Genomic DNA, 15,662 nt, shown 5'->3' with positions numbered 1-15,662 from the left:
TAATGATTTTCATAATCAGATAAAATCATGGCCACATCGTTATTCAAAAGGGAGAGAGTCGTTGTATGAGAAAGTTTTTTATTCCGCTTGTCCTCATTTTGGGGGTGCTTGTGACAGCTTGCAGCGGAAACCAAGCAAATAATGCCAATCAAGCTAGCAATGCGCCAAGCGCGTCCCCAGAGGCTTCTGCGGATGCGGAATCTGCTACAGTAATCTATCAATCGGAGAAAGGGCCTGTCGAGGTCCCAAGAAATCCTAAGCGCGTCGTCGTGCTTACGCGTTTTTTGACCGGTAATGTTATGGCGCTGGACGTGCCTTTGGTTGGGGTAGACGAAATGTCCAAATCGAATCCGAACTTTGAAGAGCAGTTAAAGGACGTTGAGGCGGTAAGTGACGAAAGTTTGGAAAAAATCCTTGAGCTGCAGCCAGACCTTATTATCGGGCTCTCCGATATTCAGAATATCGATAAATTTGAGCAAATTGCGCCTACGGTTACTTACACGTATAATAAATTGAATTATTTGGAGCAACAGCTGGAAGTTGGGAAATTGCTCAATAAAGAAAAAGAAGCGCAGGCTTGGGTCAACGATTTTCAAGTTCGAACCCAAAAGGCTGGAGAAGAGATTCGGGCGAAAATTGGGGAAAACGCGACGGTTTCCGTTATCGAGACGTTTAACAAGCAGCTCTACGTATACGGGTATAACTTTGGTCGCGGAACCGAGCTGCTCTATGGGGACTTAAAGTTTGCTATGCCCCAGAAAGTCGAAGAGGGAACGAAAACGGAAGGTTATTTAGCTTTGTCAACGGAAGTGTTAAATGATTACCTTGGCGATTACGTTATATTCAGCAAGGATGCCGATGAAGACAACTCTTTTCAAGATACGCAGGTTTATAAGAGCCTTCCCGTTGTCCAAAACAATCACGTCTTCGAAGTCGATGCCAAGCGCTTCTACTTTAATGATCCGCTGAGCTTGGAATACCAACTGGATGTGTTTATTGAGCATTTTATAGGTAAGGAATAAGGGTATTCAAGAAAAGATGAAGCGGTTCGGGGCTAAGCCTAGCTAAAGAGCCGTTTCACCTTGTATTTTCGAAAATAATATTCATCCGTATCCCGTGCTTTAGTTGACGGTGGAGAACGACGGTCTTTATAATTTAAATATGACTATTCCAATCCTGTTTACAAGATTACATATGCCCCCGTCCCGTCCCGGAATTGTTATGCGACGCCGTCTATTTGAGCAGCTGGCAGAGGGCTTGCAGGGCAAATTAACGATTATCTCTGGCTCTGCAGGCTACGGCAAAACGACGCTCGTTACCGAATGGCTGGCCACTTGTGACCGACCAGTTGCCTGGCTATCCATGGACAAAGGGGATAACGACGCTACACGCTTTCTAACCTACCTCATCGCGGCTTTGCAAACCATTGCCCCTAGCAGTGGAGAAGGGGTATTGGCTTTGCTCCAATCCCCACAGCCCCCGCCAATCGAATCGATCATTACAGCCTTGCTTAATGAGATCATTGCCATTCCATACCCTTTCATCCTTGTTCTTGACGATTACCACGTAGTGGATGCAGGACCTATTGACCATGCCATTGCGATGCTTATTGAGCAGATGCCGCCGCAAACGCATGTAATCATGACTACCCGCCAAGCTCCGCGGCTGCCCTTGGCGCGGTTACGTGCCAGAAACCAATTGGCGGAAGTACGCGCCTCAGACCTGCGCTTTACTTCGAGTGAAGCTGCCGAATTTTTGACTCGCGTGATGGGGTTAAGCCTTTCGGCCAATGATATTACTTTGCTAGAATCCCGAACGGAAGGCTGGATTGCCGGACTGCAGCTAGCCGCATTATCTATGAAGGGACATGAAGATCCCGTTAGCTTCATTCAATCATTCACAGGCAGCCACCGGTTCGTCATGGATTATCTTGTTGAAGAAGTACTGCAGCAGCCCTCGAGCATCCAAGCTTTTTTGCTGCGCACCTCCATTCTCGAGCGATTGTCCGGCCCGCTTTGCGATGCCGTTCTTTGCAGCGAAGACGAGGAGCAGCTGCCCCCCTCACCTTCCGGACAACAATTATTGGAGCTTCTCGAGCGCGCCAACTTATTCATCGTCCCGCTGGACAACGAGCGGCAGTGGTATCGCTATCATCATCTGTTTGCTGAGTTGCTGCGGAAACGACTCCTTCAGAACAATTCCTTGAATGCAGGAGATGGCGTTTGCCAAGTGGCACAATTGCATATACGCGCGAGCAAATGGTATGAAGAGCATGGCCAGGAGCTTGACGCCTTTCATCACGCAGGCGCGGCAGGGGATCATCGGCGCGCTGCCCGGCTTGCGGAGGGAAACGGGATGCCTTTGCTCTTTCGCGGAGCGGTGTACCCTATCATGAAGTGGCTCGACTCCTTGTCCAATAAAGACCGGGATGAAATGCCCTCTTTATGGGTGATGCATGCCTCGGCCATGCTGATGGTTGGCCAATTGACGGGTGTTGAACAAAAACTGCAAGCCGCTGAACAAGCACTGCGGACTGCAGAGCCAGACGATAACAATCGTGATCTTTTGGGACATATTTCCGCAATTCGCGCTTCACTGGCGGTCAGCACGCATCAAGCAGACACCATCATAACTGAATCGAATCGTGCTCTTGAATATTTGCACGCTAACAACCTGCCCGTCCGCACAGCCACGAACTGGGCTCTTGGCTATGCATATCATCTCCAAGGTGATCGTATCGCTGCCCGCAAAGCCTATATGGAAGCTCTATCGAGCAGCCAGATGATCGGGCATGCCATCATTTCGATTATGGCTACCCTTGGCTTGGGGCACATCCATGAAACGGAAAACGAGCTTGAAGAAGCGTTACAGTCCTATCGGCGAGTTCTAACGATAACAGGAGACTCGCCTATTCCAGTGGCTTGCGAGGCGCATCTGGGATTAGCCCGCATCTTTTATGAATGGAACGACTTGGATAGAGCTAAGCAGCATGGCGAGCAGAGCGTGCATCTGGCGAAGCAGTTTGACAGCACGGATCGAGTCGTTGCGGGCGAGGTGCTTTTAGCAAAGGTAAAGCTTGCCGAGGGAGAAAAAAATGGAGCGGCTGCTCTCTTGGCTAATGCTGAGCTTTTGGCGCGGCAGCATCATTATACGCAGCAGCTGCCTACGATTGTTGATACGCTCGTGCTTGTGCGGCTACAACAGGGGGATATGCCCGCAGCCGACGATCTGGCACAAAAGCATGAGCGTCGCCTTAGTCAAGCTAGAGTACAATGGGCTCAAAGAGACGTGGCTGGGGCACTGGCACTGCTAGGACGGCTTAAGGAGGAGGCGGATTCGGCAGAGCAAAAGCATGAGCAGCTGAAGGTGAGGGTGCTGTTGTCCGTTGTTCTGCAAGCATCTGGCGAAAAGTCACGGGCTTCGCAAATTCTAGCAGAAGCCTTGAAGATGGCTGAACGTGGAGGCTTTATCCGAAGCTTTGTCGACGAAGGAAGGCCGATGCATCGGCTATTGTGCGAAGCGGCGGCAACGGGAAGGATGCAGCCTTACTTAGAACAACTGCTGACTGCTTATACGATTGAGGGTTTTGAATTGGATGTAGAACGTGCGCAACAGAGACTCGAGGATCCCGAGCTGCTGATTGAGCCGTTAAGCGAACGGGAGCTGGAGGTTTTGCGGCTGATCGCAGAAGGACGGTCAAACCTTGAAATCAGCGAGCGGCTTTTTCTTGCTCTGAGCACAGTGAAAGGCCATAATCGGATGATTTTTGACAAATTGCAGGTTACGCGGCGAACGGAAGCAGTTGCATGTGCCCGCAAATTAGGTTTGCTGTAAGCTATGCTAGTGAAGCGAAGAATTAAATATCGGCAAACCCTACTTTAGTATCTATATTTCAATCCCATGCAGCAGCTATACTAATTGCAAATTCAGGTGTGGAGGAAAACCATGAAAGCAATTGTATGCACAAATTATGGATCGCCGGATGTTCTGAAGCTTCAGCAAATAAAGAAGCCTATTCCTAAGGATAATGAAGTGTTGATCAAAATTCATGCGACAACCGTTACTTCAGGCGACTGCAGAGTTCGCAGCTTCAAAAGCCCTCTCTTGTACAAAATTCCTATGAGGCTATTTTTAGGCATTCGAAGACCAAGAAACCCGATTCTTGGCACGGAGTTATCGGGTGTAATCGAAGCGGTAGGGAAATCGGTTAAGGGATTCAAGAGCGGCGACCCGATATATGCATTTACGGGGATGAGATTTGGCGGTTATGCGGAGTATATTTGCCTCGCAGCGGATAGCACGGTGACTATAAAACCGGTCAATACGACTCATGAGGAGGCTGCTTCGCTCCTTTTTGGAGGAACGACAGCCTTGCATTTCCTTAGGAGAGGAAAGATTCAAAGCGGCCAAAAAATATTGATTTACGGAGCCTCCGGCGCAACAGGAACTTCTGCGGTGCAGCTTGCAAAATATTTTGGCGCCGAGGTTACCGGGGTCTGCAGTACCGGCAATCTTGAATTGGTGAAATCTCTCGGCGCCGATGTTGTCATTGATTATACGAAGGCGGATTGGACGGCAAGCGGTGAGCGTTACGATATCATTTTCGACGCTGTAGGGAAAACCACCAAATCGAAATGCAAGAATGTTTTGGTACCGGACGGGGTATATGTAACCGTTGAAGGCCAGGGCATCGCTAAGGTTCGGCTTGATGATTTAATTTTTCTCAAAGAGCTTGTGGAGGCAGGGACAATGAAATCGGTCATAGATAGAATCTATCCGTTTGAACAAACGCCAGAAGCCCATCGTTATGTAGAGAAGGGCCACAAAAAAGGAAATGTAGTAATATCGGTGGATCCTGTTAGCAAAATTAAATGAAGCGCTATAGCTATGGTATAATTACCCTATTAAACAACTATGAATGCTCATAAGGCGAATTATCGTGAGTTTTGCATGAACATGCAGGTTCGGAAAACGGATACGTCTGACCTCATAGTGAGAGGAGATTGCATGCCGCAAATCAAGAGTGTGCTAAGAAGAAAATGGTTGCTATGGCTCGTTGGTTTTATGGTTATGATTATCGCAGCGTTCTCGACGGTATCTTTCCTTCTCGTGAACTCGGTTTCTGCCACCTTTACGAAAGGCAGCGTTGAAGAGAAATATGCTGCGCGGGGAACGTACCAAGTAGAAAGGCAAGAAATTTCGGATGAGCACGGAGAGAAGCTGTACAGAGTCTATTTCCCGAAGTCCGAAGGTTCCAACTATCCGCTCATTGTTTGGGGCAACGGAACAGGGGCATTGCCCGATAATTATGATAAGCTGTTCAGCCACTTGGCGAGCTGGGGATTTGTTGTCGTTGATACGTACAGCAAAACAACGGGAACCGGAAAAGAGATTATTGCCGCGACCGAATATATGATTGACGAAAATGATAAGTCGGGCAGTCCGTTCTATCAGCGAATTCAAGTGGATCATATCGGAGCGGCAGGCCATTCTCAAGGCTCCACTGGCGTCATTAATGCTCATACTCATTTTGAGAGCGGAGAACTTATCCAAACCGTGGTTTCGATTGCTCTCCCGGACTTGAAATATTGTGATCCAGAGGATGTATATGATACTTCGGCATTGCAGGTACCTTTTTTCGTGATGGGCGGAACCCGTGATTTTATTATTTCGCCGTCTGCCTCCAACAAATTAGCTTTGACAACGGCCAATCCCGAAATTCCGGCATTGATGGCCATGGCCAAAGGAGCCGCGCATACAGCGATTGAACAGGACGGTGGCAAGCACAGAGGTTATTTGACAGCCTGGATGCGATACCAGTTAATGGATGACCTAGAGGCTAAAAAGGCTTTTACCGGCAAAAAGGCAGAAATTTTAACGAATGATCGTTGGAAGGATGTTTATTCCGCTAATTTGCAATCATAAGGGGCTGCTTCGTTTCACTACGCATGTTAATTACAGCGTAAATAATATACTTCGCAACGCTTGGGAACCCAAGCGTTTTTTTTTGTAAATAAAAGAATCTATAGGTTTCACGCGATAAAGTATTTTTCTTATCCGCTTTAGTTGAAACCGCAAGTTGTCATGGTGAACCGTTCGGCCTGTAAAGTTTACGGTACTGCCTAGGCGGTTGTCCGACGATTTTTTTAAATACGGCATTAAAGGAATCCATATCGCGGTACCCCACCCGTTCTGCGATGCTGCTGATTTTGTGCTCAGAGCTTCGAAGCAGCTCGCAGCTCTTCTGTACGCGCAGATTTTGGAGATAGGAGCCGAAGGATTGTCCGGTTTGCCGCTGGAACAAACGCTGCAAATGCCTATCGCTCCACTTGGACACACGGGCCAACTCGGATAACGTTACTGCCTCATGCATATTCTGCTTTAGAAATTGCAGTATCTGATCAAAATTAGCCACTTCAGACCTTGGCTTATCGGAGTTAGACAGGTTTTTGCGGTATGCGGTTACGACTAATTGGCTAAGCAGGGTGTGCAGCATTGTGGCGGAGCCGATGCCTTGAACAGACATTTCACGATAAAGCATCTGCACAAGGCTCTCGATTGAGCCGTCGTGATCGCTGACGGAGAAATAAGGGATCCTGCGGTTTCTGAGGTCTGTGAGATGCTCTTGTATGGGTTGTTCCATTAGCATGACAGTGAGTTGGTCGACCATATGCGAGTCAAACAAGCAATTATATACAATCAGTGGATTGCCTTTAGCATCGGGCGTAGTCGGGCGGAATACATGGGATACGCCAACAGGAATCGCGAACAGCATGCCTTTGCTGACTGGAATGGTTTCCTGCTCAATATGATGAAAGCCCTTTCCTTCAGCAACATAACAATATTCGATAAAGTCGTGCGCATGAAAGGGAACGGTGAAGTCTTCCGTATATCGGTTGACTAATAAATGAATCGTATGGTCAAAGAAAAACTCAGCCTTAAACAATTGAGCGGACGGTTTCATTGCGGATTCCCCTTCAAATAAATTGTCATGATTACAGGGATATTATGTCTTTATCGCCGGGTGATATTAGAATCGTCACGGCTATAATTATAAAATAAAAGCAAGTTTAATTCTATGGAAAAGAAGGAGATAGGTCTATGTTTCGTGTAGCCAAGCTTCGCTGTGAGTACAAACAAAATCCGATAGGAATCGATGTGGCTGAGCCAAGAATCAGTTGGCAATTGCGTTCTGATGATAGGGATTGCGTGCAGTCAGCTTACCAAATCCAAGCAGCTAGAGATGCTTCCTTTGAAGCGGTGCTCTGGGATTCCGGCCAACGAAATTCCGGGCAATCGATTCACGTTGGTTTGGATGGCCTGCTGCCAGAAGCACGTACCAGGTATTACTATCGCGTCCGAGCATGGAATCAGGCGGGTAAGGGCTCGGATTGGACAGAGCCAGCTTTTTTTGAAACGGGTCTACTGGATTCGAGCCAGTGGCAGGCGGAGTGGATTCGAGCACCGCGCGCACGCTTCCCTCAGAACTCGGAGATTTGTCCGCAGCTGCGAACATTCGTAGACGTTAAGAGCCCTGTTGCAAGCGTAACCATTTATGTGACGGCGCTTGGCTTGTATGAGCTGCAGTTAAATGGGCAGCGCGTGAGCGGACACTATTTCACCCCGGGATGGACCAGCTACGGCAAACGGCTGCAGTATCAAACCTACGATGCCACTTCGCTGATAAAGGAAGGGTCCAATGCGCTTGGCGCGTGGCTCGGGAACGGTTGGTATAAAGGGCATCTCGGCTGGAAAAATCAAATGGAGATGTATGGCACAACGACGGCCCTGCTGCTGGAGCTGCATATTCGCTATGAGAATGGTTCAGAAGAGCGCATCGTTTCCGGCAAGAATTGGGAAGCGGCGGAAAGCGCGATAAGAATGTCAGATCTTTATATGGGGGAAACGTACGATGCTCGGCTTGAACGGGATTGGACGAATCCGTCTGAAGCAGGCTGGCATCAAGTGGAGGTTATCGAGCATTCTAAGGCTATCATCGTTGCTCAGGAGAACGTGCCCGTGACCCAAGTCACGCTTTTAAAGCCGCTAGCGATTTTGACAACGCCGCAGGGAGATCGGATTCTGGACGTGGGACAAAACATGGTCGGCTGGTTGAGGTTTACCTTGAACGGTCAATCCGGGCAGACGGTCGAATTGCAGCATGCGGAAGTACTGGACGCGGGTGGGAATTTCTACCGAGACAACGTTCGCGCTGCGAAGCAGCTCATTCGCTATACGCTGAAGGGCGGGGAGCCCGAAACGTATGAGCCTCATTTTACGTTTCAAGGCTTCCGTTATGCGAAGCTGACCGACTTTCCTGACACCATTCGGGCTGAAGATTTCACGGGGGTCGTCCTGCATTCGGACATGGAGCCTACCGGGAGCTTCAACTGCTCCGATCCTCTAATTAATCAGCTTCATCATAATATCCTTTGGGGACAAAAAGGCAACTTTCTCGATGTGCCAACCGACTGTCCGCAGCGGGATGAGCGGCTCGGATGGACCGGCGATGCGCAAATGTTCGTTCGTACAGCTTCCTATTTGATGAATACGGCGCCGTTTTTCACTAAATGGCTGCGTGATTTGAAAGCGGACCAGACCACGGAGGGGGGCATCCCATTTTATGTTCCGAACCTTCAGGAGTCCTTCTCTATCGGTTGGGGAGAAACAAGCCATTCCTCTTCGGCTTGGGGAGATGCTGCCGTAATCTGTCCTTGGACGATCTATGAAATGTATGGCGACAACCGGCTGCTTGCGGAGCAATACGAGAGCATGAAGAAATGGGTTTCCTACATTCATGGAGAAGGGGACAATCCATATCTGTGGAATACAGGCTTTCACTTCGGAGATTGGCTGGCACTGGATTCCAAACCGGACAGCTATGTTGGCGCGACAGACCGTGACTACATTGCGACAGCCTTCTACGCTTATGCCGTCTCGCTCACGTTGAAGGCAGCAGTAGCGCTGGATCAGACGGGGGATGCCGAGTATTACCGCGACTTGCATGGGAAAATCGTGAACGAATTCCGCAGCGAATTCGTAACGCCATCGGGCCGATTGTCTGTACCTACCCAAACGGCTCAGCTATTGGCGCTTCGCTTCGGCCTGCTGGAGGGGGAAGCCAAGGCACGTTCTATTCAGAAGCTGGTGGAGCTGTTAGCCGAGGCGGGCGATCATTTAACAACGGGTTTCGTCGGTACGCCTTATTTAAATCCCGTGCTCAGTGAGATCGGGCAAAACGAGCTGGCCTATAAGCTGCTTTTCCAGCAGGATTACCCTTCCTGGCTGTACCAGGTAACAAAAGGGGCGACAACCATCTGGGAGCATTGGGATGGCATCAAGGAAGACGGGAGCTTTTGGAGTGCGGATATGAATTCGTTCAACCATTACGCTTATGGTGCCATTGGCGAGTGGCTTTACAGCTATGTTGGCGGAATTAAGCCAGACGAGTCGCAGCCAGGCTTCAGAGTGGTTCATGTTAAGCCGTACCCAGGCCCTGGCCTTGATTGGGCAGATACTCAGCTTGAAACGATGTACGGTCCAGTCGCTTCATGCTGGAAGCGGATTGAAAGTAATGGACTGGAGATAAGCGTTACGATTCCGGCAAATGCCGAGGGCATGGTCCTATTGCCTGGCGCTAAGCTTGATCGAATATTGGAAAGTGGCGTTCCGCTGAAGCAAGCGGAAGGGATACGCGGCATCGAGCTTGTTCTGGACGGCGTTAAGGTTGTAGTTGGATCGGGCAGCTATGCGTTTTCGTATCAATGGGGCTAAGAAATAAGCGTACAGGGTGAAAACATTTATTTTATCATCTAAGGACATCCAGCAAACCAAATTCATGGTACCATAAGTAGGCAGGCGCCCTAAGCAAGGCGTCTTCCTATTCAGGTTAATCAAGTGCTTTGCATCTTAATTTAAAGTTGGAGGGATAGTCCAGATGAACGTGTATAATAACGCTTCCGATGCTGCTAATCCAAGATCCGGTCTCAAGCTGTCCGACATCCCGGCTCATGATCCTTTTGTCGTTGCAGACGAAGCCTCGCAAACCTATTATTTGTATACCGGCGGCAGCCCGAGATTAAACGGGATGAATCGCTATGGCGTTCTCGCCTACAAAAGCAGGGACTTGGCCGCTTGGGACGGGCCTTACGTCGTATTCACTATTCCGGACGGAGGCTGGGCGAATCCGCAGCATGGTGCATGGGCGCCGGAAGTGCATGCTTACGCCGGACGCTATTATTTGTTTGTTACGCTGCATAATAACGATCAAGCGTTGGAAGGTCGGGGGCATGGAGGCTTTCCGCTTCAGTGGCGAGGGACCGCAATTGCTGTGTCCGATTCACTGGAGGGGCCGTTCGAATTAGTCAGTCAGGATGCTCCCGTTGTGTCCGAACAATTGATGACGCTTGATGGTTCGCTTTATATTGACGAAGACGGCAGCCCGTGGATGGTATACTGCCACGAATGGGTTCAGACGGCAGATGGCACGGTGGAAGCCGTTCGATTAAAGAGCGATCTCACCGGCTGTGCCTCAGAGCCTATTCATTTGTTTAACGGCTCCGAAGCGCCTTGGGAAAACGGAGAACAATCGGAAGAGGCTTCTTTGCCCGTGTATGTAACCGACGGATGCCAGCTGTACCGGACGAGTCGCAATCAGCTCGTTATGCTGTGGTCTACTTATGACAAGGGAAGTTATGTGCAGACGATCGCGCGATCCGCATCAGGCAAGCTGGAAGGACCGTGGGAGCAGTTAGAACCACTTGTTTTGGACGATAGCGGCCATGGGATGCTCTTTCAAACGTTCCAAGGCGATTGGATGCTTATTCTACACTCACCGTTCCGCATGCCCGAATCCAGATGCAGGTTGTACGAGATGATCGATACTGGCGATTCCTTCCTCGTTCAATCATCACGAACGGATTTGGACGGCAAAGAAATTGAAAGCGTTACCGGTTAGGAAGGGCTGAAAATCAGCCTTTTGACGAAGAGTGATGAATTCTGTGAAAATGTTAATCTTATGTAAGCGATAAGCTGTGTTATAATTTTGCCCAGAAGATAAACGTTGGGAGATTACGCCAACTGGATGGACTGGGAGGTACGCATGTTCAGAGAAAGCAAGCCAGTTAAAAATCTTATCTTGACCATGATTTTGGGAATGTTTCTACTTTGTATCGGACCGCTGACTGCTGTTTCGGCGGCAGAAGCTGCGAGTGAAGTAACGATAAAGCTAGACGGTGAAACGGTGAAAATGACTGATCCTGCGCTTATGCGGGAAGGTAGATTGTATGTTCCTATGGCTCGCGTAGCGAATTTGTTCGGTGCAAAGGCAACTTGGGATGAAGACAATGAGGAAGCAAGCATACATACCGCATTAAATGATAAAATCGTGCTTGGAAGCGGCGTGCCGGTTGTGTATTTCAATGGCAGCCGGTATTTGATGGATGCGGCTCCATTCTTAACGGATGGCAGATTGTATGTTCCATTGCGCCAGCTAGCGGAAATGCTGCATGCGAAGTTGAGTCTGAATACAGAATCGGATGTGGTTGAACTTACGAAGGTGCAGCCCGCCGTCATTCAGGAACAGTATGGGCTGGATGAAATCAGCAAAGAATTTGGCATGAGCAAGGCGGAACTGTTGAAGCGGAACGGATTCGATAGCAAAGCCGTGATCAAGTCTGGGACTAAGGTTAAGATTATTATTCCTTCCGTCTTGGATACGGCAGCAAAACCGTTTACGGATGCAGAACTCACACTGCTTGCCAAAATTACAATGGTTGAAGCAGGATATGAGTCTTATGAGGGACAGCTTGCGTTAGCGAATGTGATATTGAACAGAGTGAAGGATAGCAGATTTCCGGATTCGATACGAGACGTTATTTATTCGGGAAAGCAATTCCCGCCGGCCCATAATGGCTTGCTTGACAAGAGTAAACCCAATGCAAGCGTATTGCGCGCTGCCAAGGATGCTTTAAATGGGAAAAATAACATTAAGAATGCGGTTTATTTCTTTAACCCCGAGGTGTCCAAAGGATCATTCTGGTCCGGCTTGGATGTCATCGCTACCATTGGCCATCATAGTTTTGCGAAATAGAGAAGTCCGTTATGGCGCTAATGCCATAGCGGGCTTTTTTTTAAACCGCAAATTTAAAGTCTCTTCCTTGTCAGATTTGAGAATGAATATAATACCGCGGCTCTCCTCATATATATAGATAGGGAAGGGGGTCAGAATATGTGGATGCTTATTCTTATGCTAGCCGGATGCCTAAGCGGTTTTATTTTGTTTAGAAGAAACATAGTGCCACGGTCGCCTGCGCCTAATCAGCAGCTTATGAAGCTGTCTGTCATTATTCCAGCTAGAAATGAAGAAAGCAATTTGCCCTATCTTCTTGCTTCACTCCGCTCACAAACCCTTCAGCCCTTTGAGATTATTGTTGTAGATGATTTTTCGGAAGACCGGACGAGGGCGATAGCAGAAAGTTTTGGGGTAAAGGTTATTGCAGGCAGCAGCCTTCCGGAGGGCTGGACGGGGAAAAGCTGGGCCGTCTGGAATGGTTATTTGCAGGCTGCGGGCGATGCGTTTATCTTTTTGGATGCGGATATCCGGTTGGCGCCCGACGCGCTGGCTTCGTTATGTCAAGCAAGGGAACGATCGAATGGTGTCATTTCGGTTGTTCCTTTTCACTATACGGAGAAGCTTTATGAAAGACTCGCGCTGGTCATGAACATGCTTGGCATTTTTACGTTTACTTCCGTATTTGAAAAAGGCAATTTGAGGAAAGGCCTTTACGGCTCCTGCATTATCGCCTTGCGAGAGGATTACGAAAAAATTAATGGCCACGCGAGCGTCAAATCGGAGGTGCTGGATGATTTGCTTATCGGAGCAAAGTTTATTGCCGCAGGCGTTTCGGTAACCAATTTTATCGGGTATGGCTTGGTTTCGTTCCGTATGTATCCAAATGGTATTCGAAGCGAGATTGAAGGCTTTAGCAAAGGTGCTGTACTGAGCACCTCCACGCTTAATTCGTTAACGATTATCCCCATAGCCATTTGGGTGGTGGGGCTCCTGATGTCCAACACGTTATTTATTTTTATGAATACAGAGTGGGCACTTCCGTTATTGGCCGGGTATATCCTGTACATGCTGCAATTCTTTTATTTTATGAAATATGTAGGTTCCTTTGGCCTCTTGATTCCACTTCTGCATGTTCTTGCCTCCTTATTTTTTGTTGTGGTTATGCTTTATTCGTTGTACCAGGTCGTCGTTCTGCGGCAAGTAAAATGGAAAGGGAGGTACATCCGGGTAGGGGGCAGACGGAAATGATCATTATTTTGCTGACTGCAGGCTCTTTTTTGTCGGGATCCCTCATGTTTTCATACTGGCTGGGGCTGCTGGGGAGAAAAAATATCAAGGCTGTTGGCGACGGCAATCCGGGTGCCTTAAACCTGTGGAAAGCAACTGGTTATAAACTTGGTCTTGTCGGTGTATTGCTCGATTTTTTGAAAGGATACCTTCCTGTTCTTTTGCTTGTTGGCAGCAGCTACGCCAAAGGGTTCGTTCTTATTCCGCTAGCGCTTGCACCAATCGCTGGTCATGCTTTTTCTCCGTTTCTTAAAGGGAGGGGCGGAAAGGCGATCGCTGTTACCTTCGGGGTATGGAGCGCGCTCACAGGCTTTGAGGCTTCACTGGCGTATGCGATCATTTTGGCGCTGCTGGCTGGAGCGGCCCGCTTCCTCTACAAAAACAAATCTAAAACCTCCGATGGAGATGGCCTCCAGGTTGTGATAGGGATGCTTATCCTGTCCATTTATTTGACGATCCGAATGTTCTCCGTTATTCTCTTGCTCATCTGGCTCGGTAATTTTTCCATTCTTCTTTACAGGCACCGAAAGGAAGTTACGCAGCGATTAAAGAAAACTCACACAAAGAAACAAACCGCCTCTAGGGATAAATAGGTCCCTAGAGGCGGTTTTTTCTGATGGCTGCTTAGAAAAATGAATGAATTAAAAGCGCTACCGAATGGTCATACAGCGCTTTGGCTGTTGCTTCGTTAGGAATATGGCCCCCTAAATACAAGTGAATGGTTCCATGGAGTGATGACCAAACCAGATTGACAACAAGCAGAGGATCTTTCTCGGAAATCAACCCTTGTTCAATGGCCTGACTAATGATGGTAATCAATTGTTGAAGAGCGGTTATGGTCGCCTGTAAACTGTCCGCGCCAGGCTTGAAATCGCCAAAGGCTCCGCCAAACATCAGCATGTAGTAGCTCGTATGGCTTTTAGAAAATTGCCAGTAAGCCTCGGCAAGCTCACGAAGATATTGTTTGAGGTCAGCTTGAGCGGGGACCTCTTCGAATGCAGCAGCAAGTAATTTGCAGCCTTCGAGATAAAGCTGTCGGGCTAATCCGTCCTTACTGCCAAACAAGTTATAAATAATTTTGGTGGAGCACTCCATTTTCTCGGCTACCCGGCGGATGGTTACAGCTTCAGGTCCTTGCTCCTGCATAATCGTTGCCGCGGCTTCAATAATGTTAAGCTTCAGCATTTCGGCATGCTGGAGTTTAGCTTCAGGGTAAGTTGTAACCGTACGGCTATCTATAGAAGGCTTGTCGGACGCCTTGTTCATTTCAGTTCACACCCTTAGAACGATAGTTTTATCTGAAGCAACCATGTTTTCTAAAGTTTATTTTACTTGTTCCATAGCGAAAATGCCACTTTATCCCGTACTAACAGGCTGATATGGAGTGCTGTATGGCCATGATAAGGTGGTTAATCATGTGTGTTGACACTTGAATTCTGGTAGAATACAATGAATTCATATAGAAACAGTGTTTCTAATGGGAAACAAGAGGAGAGATTAAGAATGATAACGATACAAAACAAATGGACACTAATTACAGGGGCTTCATCGGGAATAGGGGAAGCATTCGCGAAGGAACTAGCCGCTAGAGGGAGCCACCTCATTTTGGTTGCTCGTACAGAAGCCAAACTTCACGCTTTGGCAGAGAAGCTGCAGCAAGACCATCGGATCAAAGCGGAGGTTATCGTTTGTGACTTAGCAGAAGAGGGTTCCCCCAACCGACTCTATCAACAATGTGAAGAGCGCGGCTTAAGTGTCGATATCCTTATTAATAATGCGGGATTCGCTACGCATGGGCTATTTGAACAATTGTCTGGTCCGAGGCAGCATGAAGAAATGATGCTTAACGTAGTGGCTGTTACCGATCTTACGCATTTATTCTTGCCCTCGATGTTGCAAAGAAAAAGCGGCGTGGTGATTAACGTAGCCTCAACTGCCGGCTTTCAACCGCTTCCTAATATGGCGGTCTATGGCGCCACCAAAGCTTTCGTATTGTCATTCACCCAGGCGCTTTGGGAAGAGAATAGGAAACGGGGGGTTCAATTCCTTGCGTTATGCCCGGGGTCAACGGAAACGGACTTTTTCAACGTTGTCGCGGCTGAAGAAGCATCGGTGGGAAAACGGGCCACGCCGGAATATGTCGTTCAAACGGCTCTTCGTTCCCTTCAAGCCAAAAAATCCTATGTCATCCCAGGGCTAATGAATTATATTTCTTCCCAAATGTCTCGATTTGTTCCTCGGAAGCAAATGCTGTTTATCGTTGGGCGAATGCTTCGCACACGTTAAGCGATTCTGGCATTTC

At 48.4% G+C, this 15,662-nt stretch carries 12 protein-coding genes; 10 read left to right on the top strand and 2 right to left on the bottom strand.

Annotated features, from left to right (window positions below):
• The first annotated feature begins 65 nt into the window (after positions 1-65).
• The 4 genes from FJQ58_RS16000 (at position 66) to FJQ58_RS15985 (ending at position 5,925) form a co-directional block, all read left to right on the top strand.
• Positions 66-1,022 carry an iron-hydroxamate ABC transporter substrate-binding protein gene (locus tag FJQ58_RS16000; RefSeq protein WP_139995161.1) on the top strand — a complete coding sequence of 319 codons (957 nt, stop codon included), beginning with the start codon at positions 66-68 and terminating at the stop codon, positions 1,020-1,022.
• 199 nt (positions 1,023-1,221) lie between these two features.
• The gene (locus tag FJQ58_RS15995) at positions 1,222-3,834 is read left to right on the top strand and encodes a winged helix-turn-helix domain-containing protein (protein ID WP_338016145.1); all 2,613 of its coding nucleotides are present in this window, start codon (positions 1,222-1,224) and stop codon (positions 3,832-3,834) included.
• A gap of 111 nt (positions 3,835-3,945) precedes the next feature.
• A complete protein-coding gene (locus FJQ58_RS15990; protein ID WP_139995157.1) occupies positions 3,946-4,875 on the top strand; it encodes an NAD(P)-dependent alcohol dehydrogenase in 930 nt (309 codons plus the stop codon).
• 132 nt (positions 4,876-5,007) lie between these two features.
• On the top strand, positions 5,008-5,925 hold the full coding sequence (locus FJQ58_RS15985; protein WP_139995155.1) for a poly(ethylene terephthalate) hydrolase family protein: 918 nt from the start codon (positions 5,008-5,010) through the stop codon (positions 5,923-5,925).
• 157 nt (positions 5,926-6,082) lie between these two features.
• Here the strand turns inward: FJQ58_RS15985 and FJQ58_RS15980 are convergent, their stop codons facing one another.
• A complete protein-coding gene (locus tag FJQ58_RS15980) occupies positions 6,083-6,964 on the bottom strand; it encodes an AraC family transcriptional regulator (RefSeq protein ID WP_139995153.1) in 882 nt (293 codons plus the stop codon).
• 137 nt (positions 6,965-7,101) lie between these two features.
• On the opposite strand from FJQ58_RS15980, the gene FJQ58_RS15975 reads away from it, so the two are divergent.
• The 5 genes from FJQ58_RS15975 (at position 7,102) to FJQ58_RS15955 (ending at position 13,953) form a co-directional block, all read left to right on the top strand.
• A complete protein-coding gene (locus tag FJQ58_RS15975; protein WP_139995151.1) occupies positions 7,102-9,774 on the top strand; it encodes a family 78 glycoside hydrolase catalytic domain in 2,673 nt (890 codons plus the stop codon).
• A 163-nt stretch (positions 9,775-9,937) separates the two neighbouring features.
• The gene (locus FJQ58_RS15970; RefSeq protein ID WP_139995149.1) at positions 9,938-10,957 is read left to right on the top strand and encodes a glycoside hydrolase family 43 protein; all 1,020 of its coding nucleotides are present in this window, start codon (positions 9,938-9,940) and stop codon (positions 10,955-10,957) included.
• 144 nt (positions 10,958-11,101) lie between these two features.
• Positions 11,102-12,091, top strand: coding sequence for a cell wall hydrolase (locus FJQ58_RS15965; protein WP_139995147.1), 990 nt, complete (start codon positions 11,102-11,104; stop codon positions 12,089-12,091).
• 138 nt (positions 12,092-12,229) lie between these two features.
• On the top strand, positions 12,230-13,321 hold the full coding sequence (locus FJQ58_RS15960) for a glycosyltransferase (RefSeq protein ID WP_139995145.1): 1,092 nt from the start codon (positions 12,230-12,232) through the stop codon (positions 13,319-13,321).
• On the top strand, positions 13,318-13,953 hold the full coding sequence (locus FJQ58_RS15955; protein WP_139995143.1) for a glycerol-3-phosphate acyltransferase: 636 nt from the start codon (positions 13,318-13,320) through the stop codon (positions 13,951-13,953). The genes FJQ58_RS15960 and FJQ58_RS15955 overlap by 4 nt, the downstream gene beginning before the upstream one ends.
• Positions 13,954-13,984: 31 nt before the next feature.
• Here FJQ58_RS15955 and FJQ58_RS15950 read toward each other — a convergent pair whose 3' ends face one another.
• Positions 13,985-14,626 carry a TetR/AcrR family transcriptional regulator gene (locus tag FJQ58_RS15950; RefSeq protein ID WP_139995141.1) on the bottom strand — a complete coding sequence of 214 codons (642 nt, stop codon included), beginning with the start codon at positions 14,624-14,626 and terminating at the stop codon, positions 13,985-13,987.
• Between the two features lie 237 nt (positions 14,627-14,863).
• Here FJQ58_RS15950 and FJQ58_RS15945 point away from each other — a divergent pair, with 237 nt between their 5' ends.
• On the top strand, positions 14,864-15,646 hold the full coding sequence (locus tag FJQ58_RS15945; RefSeq protein WP_139995139.1) for an SDR family NAD(P)-dependent oxidoreductase: 783 nt from the start codon (positions 14,864-14,866) through the stop codon (positions 15,644-15,646).
• The last annotated feature ends 16 nt before the right edge of the window (positions 15,647-15,662 follow it).

The organism is Paenibacillus paridis, from assembly GCF_006345825.1.
GTDB lineage: Bacteria > Bacillota > Bacilli > Paenibacillales > Paenibacillaceae > Pristimantibacillus > Pristimantibacillus paridis.
Note: the sequence above shows the minus strand (reverse complement) of the source record. Positions and strands in the feature narration are given on the sequence as shown.